Source organism: Streptomyces deserti, from assembly GCF_054782695.1.
This window is the reverse complement of sequence record NZ_BAAGRZ010000001.1, coordinates 1,104,066-1,129,503: the sequence shown is the minus strand read 5'-3', so window position 1 is coordinate 1,129,503 and position 25,438 is coordinate 1,104,066. Positions and strand designations below refer to the sequence as shown.

The following is a 25,438-nucleotide window of genomic DNA, read 5'->3' as shown; positions in this document are numbered from 1 at the left end:
CCGGTGGACCGTACACCGGGGTGCCCGCCCGTCTTCGGGATCAGAACTCCGCGAGGGGGTTCTTCAGGTTGCCGACCAGCTGGAGGGCGCCGGACGGGTCGGTCAGGTCCACCATCTGCTTGTTGTTGCGCAGCTGGAGGCGGTTGAGGCAGGACAGCGCGAACTCGGGGGCGAACATGTCGTACTGCTTGAACTTGTCGGCGAGTTCGGGCACCGAATCCTGGTATGCGCGGGTGACCTCCGCGACCGTGCGCCAGAAGTCGTCCTCCTCCAGGATCCCCTCGGTGGCGAGGTTCGCGGCGAGGAAGCGGAAGAAGCAGTCGAAGACGTCCGTGAAGATCGACAGGAGCTTCTTGTCCTCCGGGACCTCGACGCGGATCCGCGTGACCTCGGGCGGCAGCACCGCGTCCGGGTCCATGACGACGATCTCCTCGGCGATGTCCTTGTAGATCGCCCGCCGCACGACCCCGTCCTTCAGGACGAGGATGACGTTCTCGCCGTGCGGCATGAACGCCAGGTCGTAGGCGTAGAAGCTGTGCAGCAGCGGGGTGTAGTACGCCCGCAGGTAGTGGCGCAGCCACTCCCTCGGGGTGAGACCCGACTGCTCGATCAGCGCGCCCGCGAAGGACGCCCCCTCGTGGTCCACGTGGACGAGGGAGGCCATCGTCGCCAGCCGCTCGCCCTCCTGGAGCGAGGGCACGGGGCTCTCGCGCCACAGCGCGGCGAGCATCTTGCGGTACGGCGAGTAGCGGTCCGTCGCCTGCTCGTACTCCAGGTGCCGGTAGCCGACGGCCGCCCGCTCCCGGATGATCGACAGGCCCGTCGACTTCAGCACCGGGTCGTTGTCGATGAGCTGGGCCAGCCAGTCGTTGATGGCCGGGGTCGCCTCCATGTAGGCGGCCGACAGCCCGCGCATGAAGCCCATGTTGAGGACGGACAGGGCTGTTTTGACGTAGTGCTTGTGCGGGTCGGTCCTGTTGAAGAACGTCCGGATGGACTGCTGGGCCAGGTACTCGTCGTCGCCCTCGCCGAGGCACACCAGGTGCTTCCTGGCCACCTCGGCGGCGAAGGTGACGGTGAGCTTGTTCCACCACTGCCAGGGGTGGACGGGGATGAGGAGGTAGTCGGCGGGGTCGAGACCCTGGTCGCGCAGGGTGCCGTGGAAGCGGTCGACGGTCTCCTCGCCCAGTTCGTCGCGTACGAACGACTCGTACTCGATCCCGACACCTGCCGTGAACGCCGCCCGTGAGCGGTGCGCGGCCAGCCACACCAGCCGGACCGGGCTCGCGGTCTCCGGTGCGTACGACAGGTACTCGTGGATGCCGAAGCCGAGCCGCCCGTTGTTGGCGACGAAGCAGGGGTGGCCCTCGGTCATGCCGGTCTCCACGGCCTGGAAGTCGCTGCGCGCGAGTTCCGCCGCCGTGACCTTCGGCTTGGTGAGCTTGTAGCAGGTGCCGGAGAGGGTGGAGGAGATCTCCTCCAGGTAGACGGGGAGGATCTCGTCGCTCAGGCCCAGGGTCTTCTTCAGCTCGATGAAGAAGTCGAGGGCAGCGAGCGGGAGTTCGGCGCCGTCGCGGTGCCGGGTGATCGAGCCGGCGTCCACCTGCCAGTGGTCGAGGGCGCGGCGGGTGGCCGAGAAGCGGTACTTCGTCAGGCCGTCGTCGCTGCGGACGACGTACCGATCGCCCTCCTCGTGCTCGGGCGTGAGCAGGCGCTCGTGCGCGAACTCGGCGAGCGCCTTGCGGACCAGGAGGCGGTTGGCCTGCTCCCAGCGCTCGGGGGAGAGGTGGGCCACGGCGTCGGCGAGGCTCATCCGGCCACCCCCGTCGCGGCGAGGAACTGCTCACGGGTGCAGAAGCTCAGCAACGCCTTCTTCTCCGGCTTCTGGATCTCGCGCTCGGGCACGAACCCGACCGCCGCGTTCAGGGCGTGCACCGCCTTGTTGCGTACGTCCGGTTCGACGACGACCCGGGCGGTGGCCGGGTCCTCGAAGAGGTGCGCCATGACGGCCGTGATGACGGCCTTGGTGAAGCCGTGCACGGGCGTGTCCGTCGGCGGCACCAGGAAGTGCATGCCGACGTCCCCGGGCCGGGGCTCGTACAGGCCGACCAGTTCGCGGTGGGCGGGGTCGTACTTCTCCATGAGGAAGGCGGGTGCGCCGTCCAGCAGGCCCAGCTCCGCGTGGTGGTGCTCGTCGGCCGCGATGTCCATGTACGCGCGCTCGACGTCCTCCAGCTTCGCGTCCTGCATCATCCAGAACGCCGCCTTGGGATGCGTGACCCAGGAGTGCAGGAGCTCGGCGTCCTTCAGGGGATCGAGGGGGCGGAACGTGAAGGTCATACGGAGAACTCCTGGAACGCGATCGTCTTCTCGACCGGGTAGTACTCGCTGCCGAGCAGCTCACGGATGATGTAGCTGTTCCGGTACGCGCCCATGCCCAGGTCGGGGCTGGTGATGCTGTGGGTGTGGACGCCGGCGTTCTGCAGGAAGACGCCCCGGCCGGTGACGTCGATGGCGTAGTTGCGGGCCACGTCGAAGTTGCCCTGGGAGTCGTAGCGCAGGCGGTCGCGGACGGGCTTGAGGAACTCCGGCTCGACGTACTTGTAGCCGGTGGCCAGGATCAGGCCCTCGCTGGTCAGCTCGAAGTCCTTCTCCTGCTCCTCCTGGCGGAAACCGAGCGTGTACGTGCCGTTCTCGTAGCGCGCGCCGGTGAGGGCGGAGTTGGTGAGCAGGCGGGTGGGGACCGGGCCGCCGAGGTTCTTCTGGTACAGCAGGTCGAAGATCTCGTTGATCAGGTCGCCGTCGATGCCCTTGAACAGGCCCTTCTGCTCGGCCGTGAGACGGTAGCGGGTCCGCTCCGGAAGCGCGTGGTAGTAGTCGATGTACTCCGGGCTCGTCATCTCCAGCGTGAGCTTGGTGTACTCCAGCGGGAAGAAGCGCGGGGAGCGGGTCACCCAGTTCAGCCGGTAGCCGTGGACGTCGATCTCGCTGAGCAGGTCGTAGTAGATCTCGGCGGCGGACTGGCCGCTGCCGACCAGGGTGATCGACTCCTTCGCCTGGAGCTCCTTCTTGTGCTCCAGGTAGCGGGAGTTGTGGATGAAGTCGCCGCCCAGGCCCTGGCAGGCCTCGGGGATGCAGGGCGGGGTGCCGGTGCCGAGGACCAGGTGGCGGGCGCGGTAGGTGTCACCGGCGGCCGTTCGCACCACGTACAGCTCGTCCTCGTACGTCACCTCGGTGACCGACGTGTTGAAGCGGATGCTGCTCAGCTTGTTCGCGGCCCAGCGGCAGTAGTCGTCGTACTCGACCCGCAGCGGGTAGAAGTTCTCCCGGATGTAGAACGAGTACAGGCGGCCCTTCTCCTTCAGGTAGTTGAGGAAGGAGTAGGGGGACGTCGGGTCGGCGAGGGTGACCAGGTCCGACATGAACGGGGTCTGGAGGTGGGCGCCGTCGAGGAACATCCCCGCGTGCCACTCGAAGTCGGGCTTCGACTCCAGGAAGACGCCGTTCAGTTCGGCGATGGGCTCGGTCAGGCAGGCCAGCCCGAGGTTGAAGGGCCCGAGCCCGATCCCCACGAAGTCATACGTGCGGGCGGCTTCAGGAAGCGCGGTCAAGGGTCTCTCCCAGGTACTGCTCGGCGTGGCCGGCGATCAGGTCGAGGACGGCGGCGATGTCGGCCGGCGTCGTCTCGGGGTTGAGCAGGGTGAACTTCAGGTAGTGGCGGCCGGCCACCTTGGTGCCCGCGACGATCGCGTCGCCGGAGGCGAACAGGGCCTTGCGGGCGTACAGGTTGGCGCGGTCGATCTCGGCCGGGTCGGTGACGGCGGCCGGGACATAGCGGAAGACGAGGGTGGACAGGGTCGGCTCGACGACCACGTCGAAGCGCGGGTCGGCGGCGAGCAGCTTCCAGCCCTCCTGGGCCAGGTCGCACACCTCGTCGAAGAGCTGCCCGATGCCGTCGGCGCCCATCACGCGCAGCGTCATCCACAGCTTGAGCGCGTCGAAGCGGCGGGTGGTCTGCAGGGACTTGTCCACCTGGTTGGGTATGCGTTCCTGCACCATGCGGCGCGGGTTGAGGTACTCGGCGTGGTAGGTGGCGTGGCGCAGCGTCGAGGCGTCCTTCACGAGCACCGCCGACGAACTCACCGGCTGGAAGAAGGACTTGTGGTAGTCGACGGTGACGGAGTCGGCGTGCTCGATGCCGGCCAGGAGGGAGCGGCGGCTGGGCGAGGCGAGCAGTCCGCAGCCGTAGGCGGCGTCGACGTGCATCCAGGTGTCGAACTGCTCGCACAGCTCGGCGATCTCGGGCAGCGGGTCGATGGAGCCGAAGTCGGTGGTGCCGGCGGTGGCGACGACGGCCATGGGGACGAGGCCGTCCTCCTTGCAGCGCTCCAGCTCGCGGGCGAGCGCGACCGTCTGCATGCGCTTGTCGTGGTCGACGGGGATGGAGACGACCGAGTCCTGGCCCAGCCCGAGGAGCTTCGCGGACTTCTTCACGCTGAAGTGGCTGACCTCGGAGGCGAAGATGCGCAGTTCGGCGAGGGAATCCGTCTTGGCCTCCTCGCGGGCCAGCAGCAGCGCCTGGAGGTTGGACTGGGTGCCGCCGGAGGTGAACACGCCGTCGGCGGCCGGTCCGAGGCCGATCCGCTGAGCGGTCCAGTCGATGAGCTTGCGCTCGATGAGGGTGCCGCCGGCCGACTGGTCCCAGGTGTCCAGGGATGAGTTGACGGCGGACAGGACGGCCTCGCCGAGCACGGCCGGGATGACGACCGGGCAGTTGAGGTGGGCCAGGTAGCGGGGGTGGTGGAAGTAGATCGCGTCCCGGAGGTAGACGTCCTCCAGTTCGTCGAGCACCGCGGCGGTGTCGTGCAGCGGCTGGTCGAGGTCGATCTCGTCGATGCGGGGAGCGAGGGCGTCGACCGTGACGCCGGTGAACGGCCGGTCGGTGGTGGCGAGTTTGGCGGCCACCCGCTCGACTCCGTCGATCACGGAGCGGCGGTACTGCTCCGCGGTGGTGTCGTTGAGCAGGTGCGAGCGCATGTGGGGGTCCTCCGGTGGGGACAGTCCGGTGCGGGACGGAAGCGGGCCGAGTCGCGGGTTCAACTTAGGTTAGCCTAGCCTAAGTAACGCCCGCGCGGAGTCCGGCCCTTGCCGTGACTGTGATCACTCCGGCACCATCAGTGCCAGGGGGCAACTCGGGGGCGGGCTAGCCCTGTTCGCGCAGCTGCTCCTCCGTCAGGCCCTGGCGCCAGTAGCCCACGAACGTGACCCGCCGGCGGTCGATCCCGCGCTCGCCGACGAAGTGCCGGCGCAGCTGCTTCACACAGCCGGACTCGCCCGCGAGCCACACGTACGGCCGGTGCGCGGACGGGAGTTCGGCGGCGCGGAGGGCGTCGAGAGCCATGGGGGAGCCCGCCGCGCGGTGCTCGTCCCGCACCAGCCAGGTGATCTCGGCGTCCGCCTCCGTCACCAGGTCCTGGATGTCCCCGGCGTGCGGCACCTCCAGCCACACCCGGGCCCGGGTGCCGGGCGGCAGTGACTCGACGATGGCGGAGGCGGCCGGTACGGCGGTCTCGTCGCCCCATATGACGACCAGGTCGGTGTCCTCGGGCGGCCGGAACCGGATCGCCCGGTTGTCCGCGATCGCCGGGCCCAGCAGCAGGACCCGGTCACCCGCACCGGCCCGGGCGGCCCACCGGGAGGCGGGGCCCGCCTGGGTGGTGGCGCCCGGCTCGACACCGTGCAGCGCGAAGTCGATGTCGATCTCGGCCGTGTGCCCGTCGGCGTCGCGCCTGAGGGCCCGGAGCGTGTACGACCGCATCACGGCCCGTACGTCGTCCGGGAGTTCCCGCCAGCCCTGCCACCACCCGTCGCCGAGTTCGAGCGGCACGACGGGTTCCGGCTGCCCGGGATGCGGCAGGAACAGGGACAGCGACTGGTCACGCCCGTCGGAGTGGAAGGCGTGCAGGTCGGCCCCGGCGAAGGTGACACGGACCAGGGACGGACCGAGCCGCCTCGTCCGTACGACCTGAAGGGAGAAGAAACGGAACGGGGCGGCTACGGCGGTAGTCATGGGGGCTCCTGAGTCGTCATCAGGGGACGGGGAAGCGCGCGTCTGCCGGGGGCGCGTGGCCGTGTCGATATGCGGCTCCGCCGCGTGGGCGCGACCCGCCACGGACGGCCCGCAATTCACCACCAGGCGTCGCCCCCACGGCGCTGATCCGGCTCTCCGGGCGGAGCGATTCAGCTGACCTTCTTGGCCTTCTCGATGGCCTCGGCCAGGTTCTCGACCAGCGGCACACACTTGTCGTACGACAGGATCGGCTCGGGCGAACGCGAGATGACCTGCCCCGCCTTGACCGCGGGCAGCTTCTTCCAGGTCGCCTCGGTGATGTCGGCCGGCTGGATCGTCGAGGAGCGGTCGTCCATCATGATGATGTCGGCCGGGTACTTGTCGACGTTCTCCCAGCTCAGCGACTCGTACCAGCCGCCACCCTCGGCCTTGGCCTTCTCCGGCGGCTCGACGAAGTTCACGCCGAGGGCCTTGAAGTACTCCAGGTCGACGGAGAGGTTGGTGCCGGAGACGTAGAACAGCTCCTGGCTCGCCGACCCCGCCATCACCTTGATGTCGGGGTTCGCCTTGGCGGCCTTGCGCAGCCGCTCCGAGGCCTCCTCGAAACGCTTCTTGGCGTCGGTGACCTTGGCGGCCTTCATGTCGCCGCCGAGGGACTCGGCGAGCTGCCACATGCGCTGCAGCGGGGCGGTCAACTGGCGGTCGTAGACGGAGATGCCGACGCTCGGGGCGAGCTTGGCGATCTTCTCCTTCGAGGCCTCGGGGACGTACCACAGGGTGCCCGCGGCGTCGAACATCGTGGTGATCAGCACCTCGGGCGCGAGGGCCGCGTACTTCTCGACGTTGAACTGGTCCCAGGTGTTGCCGAGGATGGTCACCTTGCTGATGTCCATGTCGCCGGCCTGGACGTCGGGCTTGCCGTCCGTGGTCCTGGTCGGGCCGAAGACGCCCTTGACCGAGACGCCGTAGTCGTACAGGGCGGCGGCGACACCGGTGAAGGCGACGATGTTCGCGGGGACCTTGTCGAGCTTCACCGTCGTACCGCGGTCGTCCTTGAAGGACCAGGGACCGGACTTGGACTTGGCCGCCGCCGTCGAGTCCGAGCCGCCGTCCTTCGAGTCGCCGCTGCCGCAGGCGGTCACGAGGGCGCCCAGACCGAGGGCGCCGCCGGTGGCGAGGAGGCCGCGACGGGAGAGGCGGGCGGTTCTGGCATTCGGCATGGGTGGATCTGCTTTCATGCGTACGGAGCCACTGCGTGCGCGCCTGATGGCCCACTTGGCTGGAATCAAGATTAGGTTAGCCTAACCTCAGATCTTGTCCAGGGGGTGCCCGGTAGTCAGTGCCCGTGTGAAGGGCCGGTGATGCCGTGGGGTGCCGTGATCCCGGTCACCCCTGAGACGTCAGGGAGTGACGGGCAGGCCCGCTTACGGCCCCCGGACGTCAGTTCGCGTCGAGTCCCGTCCTGCCGTACCGACGGAACGCCGACGTCTCCACCGTCCAGGGGCCGAACGGCACCGAGTCCCCGAAGATGTACGGGTCCTTGCGGCCGTAGCCGGCCTTGCACCTTCTGGCCCGGTCCTGGCCATGAGGTGCCCCTCGAAGCGCCGTCAGGGCACGGTCCGCCGCATCCGTGATCAGCTCAACACGCAACTGCTGGCCACTCATGGCCGATCTCAACGCTCCAGGCCCCCTCAAGGTGCTCGGCGTAGGCCGCGAGTTCCTGGGCGAGCGCACGCATCTTCGCGTACTCCATGTTCCATGAGTACTGAGGGCTTCCCACGGTGATCGTGCGGTGACTACCGGTGAGAGTGCCGTTTCGGGCGAGGAGCGACCGGCCTGCGCCGCCTATGGCGCAGGCCGGCCTCGCCTCAGCTCACCAGCCCCAACTCCCGCGCGATCAGCATGCGCTGGACCTCACTCGTGCCCTCGCCGATCTCCAGGATCTTGGAGTCGCGCCACATGCGGGCGACCGGGTACTCGTTCATGAAGCCGTAGCCGCCGTGGATCTGGGTGGCGTCGCGGGCGTTGTCGACGGCGATCGTCGACGAGTACAGCTTCGCCAGGGCCGCTTCCTTCTTGAAGGGCTCGCCGGCCACCAGGCGGCTCGCCGCGTCGCGCCAGGCCAGGCGGGCCGTGTGGGCCTTCATCTCCATGTCGGCGATCATGAACTGGATGGCCTGGTTGGCGCCGATCGGCTTCCCGAAGGCGTGGCGTTCCTTCGCGTACTTGACCGACTCGTCCACGCAGCCCTGGGCCAGGCCCGTCGCGAGCGCCGCGATGGCGATGCGGCCCTCGTCTAGGATGCGCAGGAACTGGGCGTAGCCCCGGCCCTCCTCGCCCAGCAGGTTCGCGGCCGGGACGCGGACGTCCGAGAAGGAGAGTTCGCGGGTGTCCGAGGCGTTCCAGCCGACCTTCGAGTAGGGGGCGGCGACCGTGAAGCCCGGGGTGCCCGACGGGACGATGAGCGACGAGATCCGCGGTTTGCCGTCCGGGTCCCTGCCCGTCACCGCCGTGACCGTCACCAGGCCCGTGATGTCCGTGCCCGAGTTGGTGATGAAGCACTTCGTGCCGTTGATGACCCACTCGTTCGTGGAGGGGTCCAGGCGGGCCGTGGTGCGGGTCGCGCCCGCGTCCGAGCCGCCGTCCGGTTCCGTCAGGCCGAAGGCGCCCAGCATCTCGCCCGAGCACAGGCGGGGCAGCCACTGCCGCTTCTGCTCCTCCGTGCCGTAGCGGAAGACCGGCATCGCGCCCAGGGAGACCCCGGCCTCCAGCGTGATGGCGACCGAGGAGTCGACCCGGGCCAGTTCCTCCAGGGCCACACCGAGGGCCAGGTAGTCGCCGCCCATGCCGCCGTACTCCTCCGGGAACGGCAGCCCGAACAGGCCCATGCGGCCCATCTCGCGGACGATCTCGTACGGGAACTCGTGCCGCTCGTAGAAGTCACCGATCTTCGGCGCCACGACGTCGTGCGCGAACTCCTCCACCGTGCGGCGGAGTTCTTCCAGTTCAGGGGAGAGGCGGTGGTCCATGGTCGTTCACTGCTCCTTGGTGTCCTCGTGGGACAGGGCTCGGACGGTGCGGGACGGGCTGGGTCGGCCCAGGTGGCCGGCCATCCACGCGCTCGTGGCGACGAGGCGGCCGAGGTCGACGCCGGTGTCGATGCCGAGGCCCCGCAGCATCCACACGAGGTCTTCGGTGGCGAGGTTGCCGGTGGCGGACTTGGCGTACGGGCAGCCGCCGAGGCCGCCGGCGGAGGCGTCGACCGTGGTGACGCCGTACTGGAGGGCGGCCAGGGTGTTGGCCAGGGCCTGGCCGTAGGTGTCGTGGAAGTGCACGCCCAGCGCGTTCGGTGTGATGCCGGCTTCGGCGAGTGCCGTCAGCAGTGCGGTGACGTGGCCCGGGGTCGCCACCCCGATCGTGTCGCCCAGGCTCAGTTCGTCGCAGCCCATGTCCGCCAGGGCCTTGCAGACCCTCACCACCTGCGGAACGGGGACCTTGCCCTCCCACGGGTCGCCGAAGCACATCGACAGGTAGCCGCGGACGTGGACACCCGCCGCCTTCGCCCTCGCCACCACCGGCTCGAACATGGCCAGCGCCTCGTCCACCGTGCGGTTGAGGTTGGCCTTCGCGAAGGACTCGGTGGCGCTGGCGAAGACGGCGACGCGGCGGGCACCCAGCGCCAGGGCGCGGTCCAGGCCCCGTTCGTTGGGGACCAGGACCGGCAACGCGACCGGAAGATCGCTGACGAGAGGGAACAGGTCCTCGGCGTCCGCCAGTTGGGGCACCCACTTCGGATGCACGAAGCTCGTCGCCTCGATCGTCGTCAGGCCCGCGCCGGCCAGGCGGCGGATGAACTCCGCCTTGACCTCCGTCGGGACGGTCGACGACTCGTTCTGCAGGCCGTCGCGTGCGCCCACCTCGTGGATGCGGACCCGGGCGGGCAGGCCCGCCGCCGGGACGGCCATGGGGAGACCTTCCGCTGTCATTCCTCCGCCTCCTCATGAGGTGCGATGACCGCCAGCACCTGGTCCATGGCGACCGTCGAGCCGGGGGCGACGTCGAGTTCGGTGACCGTGCCGGCGTGCGGGGCGGAGACGACGTGCTCCATCTTCATCGCCTCCACCACCAGCAGGCTCTGCCCGGCGCTCACCTCGTCGCCGACGGCGACCTTCACGACGGTGACGGTCCCCGGCATGGGTGCCGTCAGCGAATCCGCGCCCGAGTGCGCGGCCCGGGTCAGGGACGCGGCGACCGGGTCGTGGTCGCGCACGTGCCAGGCGTCGCCGTCGCGGCCGAGCCAGTCGGCGGCGCGGTGGAAGGTGTGGCGGACGCCGTCCAGGGTCACGGACACCTGGTCGTCGGTGACGGTGTGGGTGCCGCGCGGGGCGTACGCCACCGGGTCGCCGGAGGCCCGCAGGTGGAAGGCGACCGGCTTGGGCTCGCCGCCCAGCCGCCACCCGCTCGGCACGGAGAAGGGGTCGGTCCAGCCGTCGCCCGTGGGCTTCAGCGCCTGGAGCCGTACGGCCGCCGCGGCCTCGTACACCTCCTCCGGTACGTCGGTGGCGACGAGCCCGTCCACCTCCCGCTCCACCAGCCCGGTGTCCAGCTCCCCGCTGACGACCGCGGGGTGTGCCAGCAGGCGCCGCAGGAACCCGGCGTTGGTCTGCACGCCCAGCGTGACCGTCTCCGCGAGGGCCGCGCGGAGCTTGCGCAACGCCGTGGCGCGGTCGGGGCCGTACGCGATCACCTTGGACAGCATCGGGTCGTACAGGCTGCCCACCTCCGTGCCCTCGCTGAGTCCGGAGTCGGTGCGGACGCCGTCGCCCTGGGGCTCGCGCAGCCGCAGCACCGTGCCGCCGGAGGGCAGGAAGCCGCGGGCGGGGTCTTCGGCGCAGATACGGGCCTCGATCGCGTGCCCGGTGAGGCGTACGTCCTCCTGGCCGAAGGCCAGCGGCTCGCCCGCCGCCACCCGCAGCTGCCACTCCACCAGGTCCAGGCCCGTGATGAGCTCGGTGACCGGGTGCTCCACCTGGAGGCGGGTGTTCATCTCCATGAAGTAGTACGACGTGGGGTCCTCGCCGGAGACGATGAACTCCACCGTGCCCGCGCCCCGGTAGCCGCAGGAGCGGGCCGCCTGGACCGCCGCCTCGCCCATCGCCGCACGGGTCTCCTCGTCCAGCAGGACGGACGGCGCCTCCTCGATGATCTTCTGGTGGCGGCGCTGGAGGGAGCACTCGCGCTCGCCCAGGTGCACCACATTGCCGTGGCCGTCGGCCAGGACCTGGATCTCGATGTGCCGGGGGCGGTCGATCCACCGCTCGACCAGGAGCGTGTCGTCGCCGAAGGAGGCGCGGGCCTCGCGGCGGGCGGCGGCGATCTCGTCCTCCAGCCGGGTCAGGTCCCGCACCAGGCGCATGCCCTTGCCGCCGCCGCCCGCCGAGGGCTTCAGCAGCACGGGCGGGCCCAGCTTGCGGGCCGCCTCCGCCAGGTCGGGATCGCGTCCGCCGGGGACCACCGGCACCCCGGCCGCCTGCACGGTCTCCTTGGCGCGGATCTTGTCGCCCATGAGGGAGATGGCGTCGGCGGGCGGCCCGACGAAGACGAGCCCCGCCTCGGCGCACGCGCGCGCGAAGCCGGCGTTCTCGGCGAGGAAGCCGTAGCCGGGGTGCACGGCCTGGGCGCCGGTGCGGGCCGCCGCCTCCAGCAGACGCTCGACCGACAGGTAGCTCTCGGCGGCCGGCGCCGGTCCGATCCGTACGGCCGTGTCGGCCTCGCGGACGTGCCGGGCGCCGGCGTCCGCGTCGGAGAAGACGGCGACCGAGCGCACGCCCATCGACCGCAGCGTGCGGATGACGCGTACGGCGATCTCGCCCCGGTTGGCCACGAGCACGGTGTCAAACATCAGTCCAGTCCCCCTGTCACATCCGGAAGACGCCGAACTGGGGGTCACCCAGTGGGGCGTTGGCGCACGCGGTCAGGGCCAGCCCGAGCACCTGCCGGGTCTCCAGCGGATCGATGACGCCGTCGTCCCAGAGGCGGGCGGTCGCGTAGTAAGCGTTCCCCTGGCGCTCGTACTGCGCACGGATCGGCGCCTTGAAGGCTTCCTCTTCCTCCGCGGGCCAGGACTCCCCGCGCGCTTCCATCTGGTCCCGCTTGACCGTCGCGAGGACGGAGGCGGCCTGCTCGCCGCCCATCACGGAGATCTTGGCGCCCGGCCACATCCACAGGAAGCGGGGCGAGTACGCCCGCCCGCACATCGAGTAGTTCCCGGCGCCGTACGAGCCGCCGACCACGACGGTCAGTTTCGGCACGCGCGTGCAGGCCACGGCCGTGACCATCTTGGCGCCGTGCTTGGCGATGCCGCCCGCCTCGTAGTCCCGGCCGACCATGAAGCCGGAGATGTTCTGCAGGAACACCAGCGGGATGCCGCGCTGGTCGCACAGCTCGATGAAGTGGGCGCCCTTCTGGGCGGACTCGGAGAACAGGATGCCGTTGTTGGCGACGATCCCGACCGGGTGGCCGTGGATCCGGGCGAAGCCGGTGACCAGGGTCTGCCCGAACTCGGACTTGAACTCCGCGAACCGCGAGCCGTCGACCACGCGCGCGATGATCTCGCGTACGTCGTAGGGGGTGCGGGGGTCGACGGGCACGGCGCCGTAGAGCCCGTACGGATCGACCTTCGGTTCGGCCGTCGGAGTGACCTCCCAGGGCAGCGGCCCGCGCGCGGGGAGGGTCGAGACGATGGTCCGCACGATCCGCAGGGCGTGCGCGTCGTCCTCCGCCAGGTGGTCGGTGACGCCCGACACGCGCGCGTGCACCTCGCCGCCGCCGAGGTCCTCCGCGGTGACGACCTCGCCGGTGGCCGCCTTCACCAGCGGGGGCCCGCCGAGGAAGATCGTGCCCTGATTGCGGACGATCACGGCCTCGTCGCTCATGGCCGGCACGTACGCCCCGCCGGCCGTGCAGGAGCCGAGCACGGCCGCGATCTGCGGGATGCCGGCGCCGGACATGCGGGCCTGGTTGTAGAAGATCCGGCCGAAGTGGTCGCGGTCCGGGAAGACCTCGTCCTGCAGGGGCAGGAAGGCGCCGCCGGAGTCGACGAGGTAGACGCAGGGGAGGCGGTTCTCCAGGGCCACCTCCTGGGCCCGCAGGTGCTTCTTCACGGTCATCGGGTAGTACGTGCCGCCCTTGACGGTGGCGTCATTGGCGACGATCACGCACTCGCGGCCGCTGACCCTGCCGATCCCGGCGATGACTCCGGCGGCCGGGGCCTGCCCGTCGTACATCCCGTCGGCCGCGAGCGGGGCCAGCTCCAGAAAGGGCGAGCCCGGGTCGAGCAGCGTGTCCACCCGGTCGCGCGGGAGCAGCTTCCCGCGCGACGTGTGCCGCGCCCGGGCCTTCTCGCCGCCGCCCAGCCGGGCCGCGGCCAGCTTGGCGCGCAGCTCCTCGACGAGTGCGCGGTGCGCCTCCTCGTTGGCCCGAAAGGCCTCCGACGCGGGATCGACCGCGCTGTGAAGCTCCGGTGCCTCGTGCATCCTGCGGTCCCCTCACCTTGTTAATGAGCGTTAACGCATTTCCTCCAGGTTAACGACCGCTAACCTCGCTGTCTAGAATTGCTGTCATGGCCACCAGAACCGACGCCCCCACCCGCCGCGAGCAGATCCTCAAGGAGGCCGCCCGGCTGTTCGCCGAGCGCGGCTTCCACGGCGTCGGAGTCGACGAGATAGGCGCCGCGGTCGGCATCAGCGGACCCGGGCTGTACCGGCACTTCGCGGGCAAGGACGCGATGCTCGCGGAGCTGCTGGTCGGTATCAGCGGGCAGCTGCTGACCGGCGCGAAACGCCGCCTGGCGGAGGCCGACGGGGTGCCGGCCGAGGCGGTCCTCGACTCCCTCATCGAGGGCCACATCGACTTCGCGCTCGACGACCGTCCCCTCATCACCCTGCACGACCGCGAGCTGGATCGCCTCCGGGACAGCGACCGCAAGCTGGTGCGGCAGCTGCAGCGGCAGTACGTCGAGCTGTGGGTGGAGGTGGTCCGGGAGGTGTACCCGGGGCTGGCGGAGCCGACGGCCCGCTCGGCGGTGCACTCGGTCTTCGGGCTGCTGAACTCGACCCCCCACCTGGGGCGGCCGGGGTCGCTCCCGGGTCGGGGGGCCACGGCCGAGCTGCTGCACCGGATGGCGCGGGGGGCGTTCGCGGCGGCGAGCGGCGAGCGGTCCGGGGCCGGCCGGCCCGGGGCGGAGTGACGAGCGTTACGGCCCTTCCTCTCTGGACGGCCGTCGCTACTCGCCGGTACCTTGATCTGAGCAAGCGCTTAGACATGCCGAGGTTCGTGGAGGTGGCGGGAGTGCGCCGTACGGTGTTCAACGAGGATCACGAGGCGTTCCGGGAGACCCTTCGCGCCTTCATCGAGGCCGAGGTCGTCCCGGTGTACGACGAGTGGTTCCAGGCCGGCCAGGCGCCGCGCGAGTTCTACTACAAGCTCGCCGAGCTGGGCCTCTTCGGCATCAACGTGCCCGAGGAGTACGGCGGCGCGGGCCTGGAGACGCACAAGTTCGAGGCCATCCAGTACGAGGAGACCGCCCGGGCCGGCGTGACCTTCGGCGGCTCCGGTGTGCACGTGCTGCTCGCGCTGCCGTACATCAAGATGCTCGCCACCGACGAGCAGAAGAAGCGCTACCTGCCCAAGTTCGTCTCCGCCGAGGAGATGTGGGCCATCGCGATGACCGAGCCGGGCACCGGCTCCGACCTCGCGGGCATGAAGACCACCGCGAAGCTGAGCGAGGACGGCACGCACTACGTCCTCAACGGGTCCAAGACCTTCATCACCGGCGGTGTGCACGCCGACAAGGTGATCGTGTGCGCCCGTACCGCCGCGCCCACCGCGGAGGACCGCCGCTACGGCATCTCCCTCTTCGCCGTCGACACCAAGTCCGAGGGCTACTCCATCGGCCGCAAGCTGGACAAGCTCGGCCTGAAGGTCTCCGACACGGCTGAACTCGCCTTCGTCGACGTGAAGGTCCCGGTCGAGGACCTGCTCGGCGAGGAGAACAAGGGCTTCTCCTACCTCGGCGCCAACCTGCCCTCCGAGCGCTGGGGCATCGCCTACGGCGCCTATGCGCAGGCCAAGGCCGCCGTCCGGTTCGCCAAGCAGTACGTGCAGGAGCGCACCGTCTTCGGCAAGCCGGTCGCCCACTTCCAGAACACCAAGTTCGAACTGGCCGCCTGCCAGGCCGAGGTGGACGCGGCGGAGGCCGTCGCCGACCGCGCGCTCGAGGCCCTCGACGCCGGTGAGCTCACCCCCGCCGAGGCCGCCAGCGCCAAGCTGTTCTGCACCGAGGTCGCGCACCGCGTCATCGACCGCTGCCTCCAGCTGCACGGCGGCTACGGCTACATGAACGAGTACCCGATCGCCCGCCTGTACGCCGACAACCGCGTCAACCGCATCTACGGCGGCACCAGCGAGATCATGAAGACGATCATCGCGAAGGACATGGGCCTGTAAGCCCCGCGAAACCACTGCCGTATACAACTGACTTCATGAGTCAGGCACTTCAGGATCTCCTCGATCTGCTCGACCTGGAGCAGATCGAGGAGAACATCTTCCGCGGCCGGTCCCGCTCCGCCGTCATCCCGCGCGTCTTCGGCGGACAGGTCGCGGCGCAGGCGCTCGTCGCCGCCGGGCGGACCGTCCCCGAGGACCGGCCGCCGCATTCCCTCCACGCGTACTTCCTGCGTCCCGGCGACCCCGGCGCGCCCATCGTCTACACCGTCGATCGGATCCGTGACGGCCGCTCCTTCACCACCCGCCGGGTGGTCGCGGTCCAGCACGGCAAGCCGATCTTCCACCTCTCGGCGTCGTTCCAGACGTCCGAGGAGGGCCTGGACCACCAGGCGCCCATGCCGCCCGCGCCGGACCCGGCCACGCTGCCCACCTCCGAGGAGCGGCTGCGCGGCTACGCCCACATCGACCCCGACGTCGTCGAGCGGTTCATCGAGGCGCGCGCGGCCGTGGATCTGCGGTACGTCGAGGAGCCGCCGTTCGGCCGCTTCGGCGAGCCGCGCGAGCCGCACTCCCAGGTGTGGTTCCGCACCAACGGCAAACTCGCCGACGACCCTCTCCTGCACGTCGTCCTCGCCACGTACGTCTCCGACATGACGCTGCTGGACTCCGTGCTGCTCGCCCATGGGCGCGGCGGCTGGGCCGTCGGCGACGTCGTCGGGGCCTCCCTGGACCACGCGATGTGGTTCCACCGGCCGTTCCGCGCCGACGAGTGGCTGCTGTACGACCAGGAGTCGCCGTCGGCGTACGGCGGCCGGGGCCTGGGCCAGGCCCGCATCTACACGCAGGACGGCCGCCTCGCCATCTCGGTGATCCAGGAGGGCGTGGTCCGCGTTCCCCGGTGACCGAGTTCCCCGGTGACCGCGTTCCCCCGGGGCCGCGTCCCCCGGTGGCCGGGACGCCCGTGAACGGGCGTCAGAGCAGCCCCGCCTCCGCCAGCAGATACGCCGTCATCGGGTCGTAGTAGCGCGGGCTGACCACATGGTCGTCGAGCGGGACCGTCACCTGGACCGTCCCCTCGGCCTCCGCGAGGAAGAGCGCCGGGTCGTTGCTGTCGGCGTAGCCGACGGAGTCGACGCCGTGCCGGCCGGCGTATCCGGCCCAGCCGTGGTCGGCGACGACCAGGTCGGGCAGGGGGCGGCCCTCGCGCTCCATAGTGGTGAGGATGGCCTTCATCGGCTCGCCCGAGTGGGTGTGCCACAGCGTGGCGCCGTGCTCCAGCACCGCCACGTCCGCGAACTGCATGACGTACCCCTCGTCCGTCTGCAGCCCGTCCGGGATGACGACGATCTCGCAGCCCGCCGCGCGCAGGGCGGCCGCGGTCGCGCGGTGCACGTCGAGCAGGCCGCCGGGGTGGCCGGTGGCGAACAGCACCCGCTGCCCGCCGTCGGCCGCCTTGCGCAGCCGCCCGGCCAGCCGCTCCAGGCCCGCGACGGTCAGCTCGGGGTCGATGGTGTCCTGGCCGTACCGGTACTCGGGGTCGTCGTTGACGCCGACCCGCTCCGCCATCACCGCGAGCACGTCCTGCTCGTCGCTCCAGCGGTCGCCGAGCTCCAGGCCGAGCCAGTAGTGGCGGTCGCCGTTGGCCAGCTTGCGGTAGTGGGAGAGGTTGTTCTCGCGGGGGGTGGCGACGTCGCCCGCGATGCGCGTCCTGACGAGGTGGTCGACGAGTTCGGCGCGGCTGGGTGTCCCGGGTATCGGCATGGCACCCATTGTGAGGCAGCCGCCGGTGGGCGTCCCTGGGGTATCGCACCCTGGGACGCGCGTCACGTACTCAGAGGGACACCGGTCACCTACTCAGAGCTGCCGCAGCGCGAACCACAGTTCCATCCGTACGTCCGGGTCGTCCAGGTCCGCCTTCAGCAGCGCCGCGCACCGGGCGATCCGCTGGCGCACCGTGTTGCGGTGCACGGACAGGGCCACGGCCGTGCGGTCCCAACCGCCGTGCAGGGACAGCCAGGTGCGCAGCGTCTCGGTCAGGGCGGGATGCGCGGCGACGGGCGCCAGGAGGGTGCGGGCGTGTGCCGCGGCCTCGTCGGGCGGCACCAGGTCGGCGAGGACCGGCCGGTCGCCGGGCCGGACCAGGGCGGTACGGGTGGCCCGGGCCCGGGCCAGGGCGCGGGCGGCCTGGGTGTCGGCGGCGGGCCAGTCGTGCGGGGCGACGGCGGCGCTGACGCCCAGGGTCCAGCCGGGCAGCGGGTCCGGTGCCCGGTCGGCCGGGACGAGGACCCGTACGACGTCGCTCGCCAGGTCGACCAGCGCCGAGCCGAGGGCCGCGCCCAGCGCTGCCGCCGCCACCGCGTCGGGGGCGTGCGCGTCCGGGTGGGCGTGCACCACACGCCACCGCGCGCCGCCCAGCAGCGGCGCGACCTCCTCCGGCGGGGCGCCCAGCAGCAGCCGTACGAGCGCCGAGGAGCGGGCCGCGCCCGTGCCGCTCAGCTGCTCGCCGGTGAGGAGGGAGAGCAGGACGGCGGCCACCGAGGCGATGGTGTGGTCGCCGGGGTCGCGCCGCGGGGTCGCGACGCAGAGGACGAAGCCCTGGCCGGTCCCGAGGGCGTAGGCGGCCAGGTGGGTGCCGGCGAGGGTGTCGGTGGCGGTGGCGGACCCCCGCGTGGTGACCACCTGGGCCAGCTCCGCCAGCGCCTCGGCGACCCCCTCCGCCCCGGTCCGCCCGGCCGCCGCGAGCTGCGCCCCCTCCGGCCCGAACAGTACGGCCCGCCCGCCCAGCCGCTGGGCGAGCTGCCGCAGGACCGAGGGCACGGGGTCGGGGCGGGAGGCGGCGGCCGCCAGGCTCTGCTGGGCCTCGGTCACCCGGCGCAGCTCCGCCGTCCGGGCCTGGGCCATCAGCTGCCAGACCGCGCGGGCCACGCCGGAGAAGGTGGTCTGCGGCGGCACCTCCAGGAGCGGCAGCCCGTACGCCTCGCAGGCCGCCACCAGGGCGCGCGGCACGCTGTCGTGCACCGGCGCCAGGCCGAAACCGAGCGCCGCGCCGCCCGCCGCCACGATCCGGGAGACGTAGTCGTCGAAGTATTCCCCCAAGCTCTCCGCTTCGCTCGCGCAGGGGGGACCCCCGTCCGAGCCCACCGCCTCCGGGATGTGCACACCCGCCGTCAGCAGCAGCTCCCCGCCCAGCAAGTACGGATAGGGGTCCGCCATCTCCGAGGTGTGCGCCCAGTGGATGACGATGTCCGGATCGTCCGGCCCGGCGATCCGGCGCAGGGCGAGATCCTCCCGGGCCAGCAGGGCGGCCAGGGGCACCGGGGGCGTCGGGGGAACCGCGGGATCCGGCACGGTGGACGTTCCCTCCACTCCGTTCGGTTCGAATAGAGGAAACGTACACTTCGCAGTCGCTTTTCGGCCACCTAGGGTCGTGCCCGTCACCCGCCGGCGAGACCGAGCGAGAAGGAGGGCCCCGTGGCCGTCGACTACATCGTGATCGTCGTGTACCTGGCCGGCATGCTGGCCGTGGGCTGGTGGGGCATGCGCCGCGCCGGCTCCAAGAGCGAGTTCCTGGTGGCCGGGCGCCGCCTCGGCCCCGCTCTGTACTCCGGCACCATGGCCGCCATCGTCCTCGGCGGCGCCTCCACCATCGGCGGCGTCGGCCTCGGCTACCAGTACGGCCTGTCCGGCGCCTGGATGGTCGTCACCATCGGCCTCGGCCTGCTGGCCCTGTCGGTCCTCTTCTCCGCCCGCATCGCGCGCCTGAAGGTCTACACCGTCTCCGAGATGCTCGACCTGCGCTACGGCGGCCGGGCGGGCCTGCTCTCGGGCGTGGTCATGTGGGCGTACACCCTCATGCTCGCGGTGACGTCGACCATCGCGTACGCCACGATCTTCGACGTCCTCTTCGACATCGACCGCACCCTCGCGATCGTCCTCGGCGGCTCGATCGTCGTCGCGTACTCGACGCTGGGCGGCATGTGGTCGATCACGCTGACGGACATGGTGCAGTTCGTCGTGAAGACCGTCGGCGTGCTGCTCCTGCTCCTGCCCATCGCGGTCGTCAAGGCCGGCGGCTTCGGCGCGATGCGGGACGAGCTGCCGACCTCCTACTTCGACCCGCTGGGCATCGGCGGCGAGACGATCTTCACCTACGTGCTGATCTACACCTTCGGCATGCTCATCGGGCAGGACATCTGGCAGCGCGTCTTCACCGCGCGCAGCGACCGCACGGCACGCTGGGGCGGCACGGTCGCGGGCACGTACTGCCTCGTCTACGCCGTCGCCGGCGCCGTCATCGGGACGGCCGCCAAGGTGCTGTACCCCAACCTCGCCGGCGCGGACGACGCCTTCGCGACCATCGTCAAGGACGAACTTCCCGTCGGGGTACGGGGATTGGTGCTGGCCGCCGCCCTGGCCGCCGTCATGTCGACCTCCTCCGGCGCGCTGATCGCCTGCGCCACCGTCGCCGCCAACGACATCTGGGCCCGGCTGCGGGGCGTCGTACGCACCTCCGGCAGCGCGCGGGACGAGGTCCGCGACAACCGCGCCTTCATCCTCCTCATGGGCCTCGCGGTGATCGGCATCGGCACGGCGATCGCGCTCAACGACGTCGTCGAGGCGCTGACCGTGGCGTACAACCTGCTCGTCGGCGGACTGCTCGTGCCGATCCTCGGCGGGCTGCTGTGGAAGCGCGGCACCGTGCAGGGTGCGCTGGCCTCCGTCGTGGCGGGCGGGTCGGCGGTGATCGTCCTGATGGCGACGTACGGGATCCTCGCGAACGAGCCCGTCTACTACGGGCTGCTGTCCTCGCTGGCCGCGTACCTGATCGTCTCGCTGGCCACGCCCGCCACCGACCCGGCCGTCCTCGCCGCCTGGCGCGAACGCCTCGCCGGGCGGGCCCCCGAACCTTTGTCCGAACCGGTCCCGGCTCGCCAGTAGAGTCGTAGACAAGAAGTGCGTAGCCGCACATAGCAGTACATGGCAGTACCTGGCTGGATCCAGCCGTACATGCGCGAGGAAGCGCAGGAAAGAAGGCAACACCCCATGAGCAGCACCGAGACGCCCCGCGGCCCCGTCGACTCCTCCCGCGTCCCGCGGTACGCCGGGCCCGCGACCTTCGCCCGGCTGCCCCGCCTCGACGAGGTCGGCGGCCGTGCCGACGTCGCGGTGGTGGGCGTGCCGTTCGACTCGGGCGTCTCCTACCGGCCGGGCGCCCGCTTCGGCGGCAACGCGATCCGCGAGGCGTCCCGGCTGCTGCGCCCGTACAACCCGGCGCAGAACGCCTCCCCGTTCGCCCTCGCCCAGGTCGCGGACGGCGGCGACATCGCCGTGAACCCGTTCAACATCAACGAGGCCGTGGAGACCGTCGAGGCGGCGGCCGACGAGCTGCTCGGCACGGGCGCCCGCCTGATGACCCTCGGCGGCGACCACACCATCGCGCTGCCGCTGCTGCGCTCGGTGGCCAAGAAGCACGGCCCGGTCGCGCTGCTCCACTTCGACGCGCACCTGGACACCTGGGACACGTACTTCGGCGCCGAGTACACGCACGGCACGCCGTTCCGGCGGGCGGTGGAGGAGGGCATCCTCGACACGGAGGCACTGTCCCACGTGGGCACCCGCGGCCCGCTGTACGGCAAGCAGGACCTGGACGACGACGCCAAGATGGGCTTCGGCATCGTCACGTCGGCGGACGTGATGCGCCGCGGCGTGGACGAGATCGCCGACCAGCTGCGCCAGCGCATCGGCGACCGCCCGCTGTACATCTCCATCGACATCGACTGCCTGGACCCGGCCCACGCGCCCGGCACCGGCACGCCCGAGGCGGGCGGCATGACGTCCCGCGAACTGCTGGAGATCCTGCGCGGGCTGGCGTCCTGCAACCTGGTCTCGGCGGACGTCGTCGAGGTTGCCCCCGCGTACGATCACGCGGAGATCACGTCGGTGGCCGCGTCCCACACGGCGTACGAACTGACCACGATCATGTCCCGTCAGATCGCCGGGGCCCGCAAGGAGAACGAGGGCAAGTGACCCACGACCACGACCTGGTGCTCCGCCCGACGGCGGCCCAGACCTCGGCTGCCCTGAATCCTCCCGCGGGGCGCAACGGCGGAGACCTGGTCGTGGAGACCCTGGCCGGGCTCGGCGCGACCACCGTCTTCGGCCTGCCCGGCCAGCACGCCCTCGGCATGTTCGACGCCCTGCGCCGCTCGGACCTCGGGTACGTCGGCCTGCGGGTGGAGAACAACGCCGGGTTCGCGGCGGACGCGTACGGCCGGATCACCGGAGAGGCGGCCCCGCTGCTGCTGTCGACCGGCCCGGGCGCGCTGATGTCGCTGCCGGCGCTGCAGGAGGCGGCGGCGGCCTCGGCGCCGGTCCTGGCGATCAGCAGCCAGGTCCCGACGGCGGGCCTGGGCGGCGGCCGCCACGGCTATCTGCACGAACTGCCCGACCAGGCGGCCTCGTTCCGGGGCGTGGTGAAGTCCGTCCACACGGTCCGCGCCCAGTCCCAGATCCCGTCGGCGATCGCGGCGGCCTGGAAGTCGGCGCTGACGGCCCCGCACGGCCCGGTGTGGGTGGAGATCCCGCAGGACGTGCTGCTCGCGGAGACCCGCCTGCCGATGGTGACGGGCCTGGACGCGACGCCGGAGGAGCTGGCGCCGCGCCCCGAACTGACCGCCGTGGCGGCGGATCTGCTGTCGCGCGCCGAGCGCCCGGCGATCATCGCGGGCGGGGGAGTGGTCCGCTCCGACGCCTCGGGGAAACTCAAGGCGCTGGCGGAGAAACTCCAGGCCCCCGTCGTCACCACCTTCGGCGGCAAGGGCGCGTTCCCGTGGCGGCACCCTCTCTCCCTCCAGTCCTGGCTGGAGGACCGCCACACGACTGACTTCCTTCAGGACGCGGACGTCCTGCTCGTCGTCGGCTCGGGCCTGGGCGAACTGTCCTCCAACTACCACACGTTCAGGCCCCGGGGCCGGGTGATCCAGATCGAGGCCGACCTCGGCAAGCTGGAGTCCAACCACCCGGCACTGGGCATCCACGCGGACGCGCGCCTCGCGCTGCAGGCGCTGCTGGAGACCGTGCCGGAGCGGACCGACCCGTCGGCTCCGGACCGGGTACGGGCGCTGCTGTCGCGGGTGGGGGAGCGCATCGCGTCCCAGGAACTCACCCTGGAGCAGCAGGTGTTGGCGTCGGTACGCCGGGCCCTCCCGGCGAAGGCCCCCTCCTTCTGGGACATGACGATCCTGTCCTACTGGGCCTGGTCGGCCTTCGACCCGAAGGCTCCCAACACCATGCACTCCGCCCAGGGAGCCGGCGGCCTCGGCTACGCCTTCCCGGCGGCGCTGGGCGCGGCGGTCGCCGACCCCACCCACCCGGTGCTGGCGGTCTCCGGCGACGGCGGAGCGCTGTACTCCATCGCCGAGCTCGCCACGGCCCGCCAGCACGACCTCGACGTCACCTGGCTGATCGTCGACGACGGCGGCTACGGCATCCTGCGCGCGTACATGACGGACGCCTTCGGCGAGACGACGGCGACGGCGACGGAACTGACCCGGCCGGACTATGTGGCGCTGGCGGAGTCGTTCGGCGTGCCCGGGGTCCGTACGACCCCCGAGACCCTGGAGGCCGACCTCGCGAAGGCACTGTCGGCACCTGGGCCCCAGGTGGTCGTACTCCCCGCGGTGCTGCGGATGTTCGCGCCGACGCATCTGGGGTGAGGTACGGGAGCGTGAGGTCACCCGGGGCGAGGTAACGGCTCGTACAACCCTTGCCCTTCGCCTACAACCTTTCCGGCCCGCCCGTGAGTCAAGACGTGCATGACTCATGGGATATCCCGCCGCGCCAGACTGCTGGCGGCCGGCCTGGGCGCGGGCGTGCTCGTGCCGCTCGTCGCCGCCTCGCCCGCCGCCGCGGCCACCGCTCCGGCCGTCAGCTGTACGTCCGCCAAGGCCGGCCTCGCCGACAAGCTGAAGAAGGACATCACCGCCGCCCTCGCCAACCGCAAGGGCACCATCGCGGTCGGCCTCCACGACCGGACGACGAAGACGACCTGCACCCTGCGGCCCTCCACCGCCTACGACTCCGCCAGCGTCGTCAAGGTCACCGTCCTCGCCACGCTGCTGTGGGACGCGAAGAAGCAGGGCCGCTACCTCACCGACCGCGAGGCCACCCTCGCCAAGGCCATGATCACCAAGTCGGACAACGCCGCGACCTCCACCCTGTGGAAGCAACTGGGCATGACGAAGATCAGGGGCTTCCTCACCGCGGCCGGCATGACCCAGACCAAGCCCGGCGCGAACGGCTACTGGGGCCTGACGCAGATCACCGTCACCGACGAGCAGAAGCTGCTCAAGCTCATCACCGCCCGGAACACCGTGCTCAGCGACAACTCGCGCGCGTACATCCTGAAACTGATGGGCGAGGTGGTCTCCTCGCAGCGCTGGGGCACGCCGTACGGGGTGCCCTCCGGCGTCGCCGTGCACGTCAAGAACGGCTGGCTGCAACGCTCCACGCACGGCTGGCGGGTGCACAGCGTCGGCACCTTCGACGGCGGCGGCCACGACTACATGATCACCGTGCTCACCCACGGCAACAGCACCATGAACTACGGCATCGCGACCATCCAGGCCGTCGCCAAGGTCATCCACAGGGATCTGGCCGCGAGCTGACGCTTCATGAGCCGGTCTCCCGTCCGTCACCGACCCGTCCTACGGTGGCGCCCATGCGCCTGAGAACCCTCCTCGCCACCGTCACCGCCGGCCTGGCGGCGGCCACCTGCCTGACCACCGCCGGGCCTGCGAACGCCCACGAGAACCACGCCTGTTCGCCCTCCGTCTCCATCGACGGCTACTCCGACGCCCTCGACAAGACGACCTACGACGGCACCTTCGTCGGCAACTTCTCCGCGCTCGCCACGGACCGCGACGGCTCTCTCCTCGCGCTGTCCGACCGCTCCTCGCTGTTCCGGCTGGACGCGCGGACGCTCGCGCCGAAGCACGTCGTCCCGCTCGCCGACGAAAGCGGCACCGCCCTCGACTCCGAGGGCCTGGTCACCGGCCCCGACGGCACCCGGCTGGTCACCTCCGAGACCGAGCCGACCGTACGCCGCTACAGCGCCGACGGCCGGATCCTCGACCGCCTGCCCGTGCCGGACTCCCTGCGGGTCGCCCCGGCGGGCCGTGCCGTCCCCAACGGCACCTTCGAGGGCCTGACCCTGCTGCCGGGCGGTCGCGCCCTGCTGGCGTCGATGGAGTACGCCCTCTCCGGCGACAGCGCCGGAATCGTCCGTTTCCAGACCTGGAAGCGGACGTACGGCGGCCACTTCTCTCTCGCCGCCCAGTACGCCTACCGCACCGACCCCGGCCTCGGCGTCCCCGAGGTCCAGGCGACCCCCGACGGCCGCCTCCTGGTCCTGGAGCGCGGCTTCACGCCGGGCTTCGGCAACACGGTCCGCCTCTACCTCGCCGACCCGCGCCGCGCCACGGACACGAGCGGCATCGAGAACCTCACGGGGCAGGACGGCGTACGGCTGATCGAGAAGACCCTCCTCGCCGACCTCGCCGCCTGCCCGTCCCTGGGCGCCACCGCCAGGCAGCCCCAGCCCAACCCGCTCCTCGACAACATCGAGGGCATGGCGGTCACGGGCCGGGCACCGGGCCGGCTGAAGGTGCTCCTGGTCAGCGACGACAACCAGAACACGGTGCAGACGACGCGGTTCTACCGGCTGCGCGTGCGGATCTGACCCGGGCGGGGCCGGTCCTGAAACCTTGGTCCCGGGACCTTGGCCCGGGGATCGCGGCGAGGGGATGAAATCCGCTGCTGTCGGCGTTGGTGCCTTCCGGTAACGCAGGACGATCGGAGGGC

At 71.1% G+C, this 25,438-nt stretch carries 21 protein-coding genes; 8 read left to right on the top strand and 13 right to left on the bottom strand.

Annotated features, from left to right (window positions below):
- Positions 1 to 40: 40 nt before the first annotated feature.
- The 11 genes from ACYVMZ_RS05035 to ACYVMZ_RS04985 all read right to left on the bottom strand — a co-directional run bounded on the left by ACYVMZ_RS05035 (position 41) and on the right by ACYVMZ_RS04985 (position 13,605).
- Entirely contained in the window at positions 41 to 1,813 is a 1,773-nt protein-coding gene (locus ACYVMZ_RS05035) for an IucA/IucC family protein (RefSeq protein WP_461075805.1), read from the bottom strand.
- Positions 1,810 to 2,340: a GNAT family N-acetyltransferase gene (locus ACYVMZ_RS05030; RefSeq protein WP_461075803.1), complete on the bottom strand. Its 531-nt coding sequence runs from the start codon at positions 2,338 to 2,340 to the stop codon at positions 1,810 to 1,812. The genes ACYVMZ_RS05035 and ACYVMZ_RS05030 overlap by 4 nt, the downstream gene beginning before the upstream one ends.
- Positions 2,337 to 3,611 (bottom strand): lysine N(6)-hydroxylase/L-ornithine N(5)-oxygenase family protein, encoded by a 1,275-nt coding sequence (locus tag ACYVMZ_RS05025; protein WP_461075801.1) that lies wholly within the window; start codon positions 3,609 to 3,611, stop codon positions 2,337 to 2,339. The genes ACYVMZ_RS05030 and ACYVMZ_RS05025 overlap by 4 nt, the downstream gene beginning before the upstream one ends.
- On the bottom strand, positions 3,595 to 5,037 hold the full coding sequence (gene desA / locus ACYVMZ_RS05020; RefSeq protein ID WP_461075799.1) for a lysine decarboxylase DesA: 1,443 nt from the start codon (positions 5,035 to 5,037) through the stop codon (positions 3,595 to 3,597). Before desA ends, ACYVMZ_RS05025 begins: the two co-directional genes overlap by 17 nt.
- A 166-nt stretch (positions 5,038 to 5,203) precedes the next feature.
- Positions 5,204 to 6,070, bottom strand: coding sequence for a siderophore-interacting protein (locus ACYVMZ_RS05015; protein WP_461075797.1), 867 nt, complete (start codon positions 6,068 to 6,070; stop codon positions 5,204 to 5,206).
- 170 nt (positions 6,071 to 6,240) lie between these two features.
- Positions 6,241 to 7,290 (bottom strand): ABC transporter substrate-binding protein, encoded by a 1,050-nt coding sequence (locus ACYVMZ_RS05010; protein WP_461075795.1) that lies wholly within the window; start codon positions 7,288 to 7,290, stop codon positions 6,241 to 6,243.
- 220 nt (positions 7,291 to 7,510) lie between these two features.
- Positions 7,511 to 7,735 (bottom strand): hypothetical protein, encoded by a 225-nt coding sequence (locus tag ACYVMZ_RS05005; RefSeq protein ID WP_461075793.1) that lies wholly within the window; start codon positions 7,733 to 7,735, stop codon positions 7,511 to 7,513.
- Between the two features lie 203 nt (positions 7,736 to 7,938).
- A complete protein-coding gene (locus tag ACYVMZ_RS05000) occupies positions 7,939 to 9,099 on the bottom strand; it encodes an acyl-CoA dehydrogenase family protein (RefSeq protein ID WP_461075791.1) in 1,161 nt (386 codons plus the stop codon).
- A gap of 6 nt (positions 9,100 to 9,105) precedes the next feature.
- Positions 9,106 to 10,056 (bottom strand): hydroxymethylglutaryl-CoA lyase, encoded by a 951-nt coding sequence (locus ACYVMZ_RS04995; RefSeq protein WP_461075789.1) that lies wholly within the window; start codon positions 10,054 to 10,056, stop codon positions 9,106 to 9,108.
- A complete protein-coding gene (locus ACYVMZ_RS04990) occupies positions 10,053 to 11,972 on the bottom strand; it encodes an acetyl/propionyl/methylcrotonyl-CoA carboxylase subunit alpha (RefSeq protein ID WP_461075787.1) in 1,920 nt (639 codons plus the stop codon). The genes ACYVMZ_RS04995 and ACYVMZ_RS04990 overlap by 4 nt, the downstream gene beginning before the upstream one ends.
- Positions 11,973 to 11,988: 16 nt before the next feature.
- Complete coding sequence (locus tag ACYVMZ_RS04985) at positions 11,989 to 13,605, bottom strand: carboxyl transferase domain-containing protein (RefSeq protein WP_461075785.1); 1,617 nt, start codon at positions 13,603 to 13,605, stop codon at positions 11,989 to 11,991.
- A gap of 86 nt (positions 13,606 to 13,691) precedes the next feature.
- Here ACYVMZ_RS04985 and ACYVMZ_RS04980 point away from each other — a divergent pair, with 86 nt between their 5' ends.
- The 3 genes from ACYVMZ_RS04980 to tesB all read left to right on the top strand — a co-directional run bounded on the left by ACYVMZ_RS04980 (position 13,692) and on the right by tesB (position 16,479).
- Positions 13,692 to 14,318: an SACE_7040 family transcriptional regulator gene (locus tag ACYVMZ_RS04980; RefSeq protein ID WP_461075783.1), complete on the top strand. Its 627-nt coding sequence runs from the start codon at positions 13,692 to 13,694 to the stop codon at positions 14,316 to 14,318.
- A gap of 101 nt (positions 14,319 to 14,419) precedes the next feature.
- Positions 14,420 to 15,577: an acyl-CoA dehydrogenase family protein gene (locus ACYVMZ_RS04975; RefSeq protein WP_461076351.1), complete on the top strand. Its 1,158-nt coding sequence runs from the start codon at positions 14,420 to 14,422 to the stop codon at positions 15,575 to 15,577.
- A gap of 35 nt (positions 15,578 to 15,612) precedes the next feature.
- Positions 15,613 to 16,479 (top strand): acyl-CoA thioesterase II, encoded by an 867-nt coding sequence (tesB, locus tag ACYVMZ_RS04970; protein WP_461075781.1) that lies wholly within the window; start codon positions 15,613 to 15,615, stop codon positions 16,477 to 16,479.
- Positions 16,480 to 16,549: 70 nt separating this feature from the next.
- Here the strand turns inward: tesB and ACYVMZ_RS04965 are convergent, their stop codons facing one another.
- On the bottom strand, positions 16,550 to 17,338 hold the full coding sequence (locus ACYVMZ_RS04965) for a phosphatase (protein WP_461075779.1): 789 nt from the start codon (positions 17,336 to 17,338) through the stop codon (positions 16,550 to 16,552).
- Positions 17,339 to 17,431: 93 nt separating this feature from the next.
- Positions 17,432 to 18,925, bottom strand: a complete 1,494-nt coding sequence (locus ACYVMZ_RS04960; RefSeq protein WP_461075777.1) for a helix-turn-helix domain-containing protein — start codon at positions 18,923 to 18,925, stop codon at positions 17,432 to 17,434.
- Positions 18,926 to 19,048: 123 nt separating this feature from the next.
- Between ACYVMZ_RS04960 and ACYVMZ_RS04955 the strand changes: the two genes are divergently transcribed.
- The 5 genes from ACYVMZ_RS04955 (at position 19,049) to ACYVMZ_RS04935 (ending at position 25,316) form a co-directional block, all read left to right on the top strand.
- Positions 19,049 to 20,515 (top strand): sodium:solute symporter family protein, encoded by a 1,467-nt coding sequence (locus ACYVMZ_RS04955; RefSeq protein WP_461075775.1) that lies wholly within the window; start codon positions 19,049 to 19,051, stop codon positions 20,513 to 20,515.
- 105 nt (positions 20,516 to 20,620) lie between these two features.
- Entirely contained in the window at positions 20,621 to 21,604 is a 984-nt protein-coding gene (speB, locus tag ACYVMZ_RS04950; RefSeq protein WP_461075773.1) for an agmatinase, read from the top strand.
- A complete protein-coding gene (locus ACYVMZ_RS04945) occupies positions 21,601 to 23,292 on the top strand; it encodes a thiamine pyrophosphate-binding protein (RefSeq protein WP_461075771.1) in 1,692 nt (563 codons plus the stop codon). The genes speB and ACYVMZ_RS04945 overlap by 4 nt, the downstream gene beginning before the upstream one ends.
- A 99-nt stretch (positions 23,293 to 23,391) precedes the next feature.
- Positions 23,392 to 24,243, top strand: a complete 852-nt coding sequence (locus ACYVMZ_RS04940; protein ID WP_461075769.1) for a serine hydrolase — start codon at positions 23,392 to 23,394, stop codon at positions 24,241 to 24,243.
- A 53-nt stretch (positions 24,244 to 24,296) separates the two neighbouring features.
- Complete coding sequence (locus tag ACYVMZ_RS04935; protein WP_461075767.1) at positions 24,297 to 25,316, top strand: esterase-like activity of phytase family protein; 1,020 nt, start codon at positions 24,297 to 24,299, stop codon at positions 25,314 to 25,316.
- The last annotated feature ends 122 nt before the right edge of the window (positions 25,317 to 25,438 follow it).

What these genes read in the sequence shown, in the direction of transcription:
- ACYVMZ_RS05035 (WP_461075805.1), bottom strand. Translation starts at nt 1,813, where the DNA reads ATGAGCCTCGCCGACGCCGTGGCCCACCTCTCCCCCGAGCGCTGGGAG.
- ACYVMZ_RS05030 (WP_461075803.1), bottom strand. Translation starts at nt 2,340, where the DNA reads ATGACCTTCACGTTCCGCCCCCTCGATCCCCTGAAGGACGCCGAGCTC.
- desA (WP_461075799.1), bottom strand. Translation starts at nt 5,037, where the DNA reads ATGCGCTCGCACCTGCTCAACGACACCACCGCGGAGCAGTACCGCCGC.
- ACYVMZ_RS05015 (WP_461075797.1), bottom strand. Translation starts at nt 6,070, where the DNA reads ATGACTACCGCCGTAGCCGCCCCGTTCCGTTTCTTCTCCCTTCAGGTC.
- ACYVMZ_RS05010 (WP_461075795.1), bottom strand. Translation starts at nt 7,290, where the DNA reads ATGCCGAATGCCAGAACCGCCCGCCTCTCCCGTCGCGGCCTCCTCGCC.
- ACYVMZ_RS05005 (WP_461075793.1), bottom strand. Translation starts at nt 7,735, where the DNA reads ATGAGTGGCCAGCAGTTGCGTGTTGAGCTGATCACGGATGCGGCGGAC.
- ACYVMZ_RS05000 (WP_461075791.1), bottom strand. Translation starts at nt 9,099, where the DNA reads ATGGACCACCGCCTCTCCCCTGAACTGGAAGAACTCCGCCGCACGGTG.
- ACYVMZ_RS04995 (WP_461075789.1), bottom strand. Translation starts at nt 10,056, where the DNA reads ATGACAGCGGAAGGTCTCCCCATGGCCGTCCCGGCGGCGGGCCTGCCC.
- ACYVMZ_RS04990 (WP_461075787.1), bottom strand. Translation starts at nt 11,972, where the DNA reads ATGTTTGACACCGTGCTCGTGGCCAACCGGGGCGAGATCGCCGTACGC.
- ACYVMZ_RS04985 (WP_461075785.1), bottom strand. Translation starts at nt 13,605, where the DNA reads ATGCACGAGGCACCGGAGCTTCACAGCGCGGTCGATCCCGCGTCGGAG.
- ACYVMZ_RS04980 (WP_461075783.1), top strand. Translation starts at nt 13,692, where the DNA reads ATGGCCACCAGAACCGACGCCCCCACCCGCCGCGAGCAGATCCTCAAG.
- tesB (WP_461075781.1), top strand. Translation starts at nt 15,613, where the DNA reads ATGAGTCAGGCACTTCAGGATCTCCTCGATCTGCTCGACCTGGAGCAG.
- ACYVMZ_RS04965 (WP_461075779.1), bottom strand. Translation starts at nt 17,338, where the DNA reads ATGCCGATACCCGGGACACCCAGCCGCGCCGAACTCGTCGACCACCTC.
- speB (WP_461075773.1), top strand. Translation starts at nt 20,621, where the DNA reads ATGAGCAGCACCGAGACGCCCCGCGGCCCCGTCGACTCCTCCCGCGTC.
- ACYVMZ_RS04940 (WP_461075769.1), top strand. Translation starts at nt 23,392, where the DNA reads ATGACTCATGGGATATCCCGCCGCGCCAGACTGCTGGCGGCCGGCCTG.
- ACYVMZ_RS04935 (WP_461075767.1), top strand. Translation starts at nt 24,297, where the DNA reads ATGCGCCTGAGAACCCTCCTCGCCACCGTCACCGCCGGCCTGGCGGCG.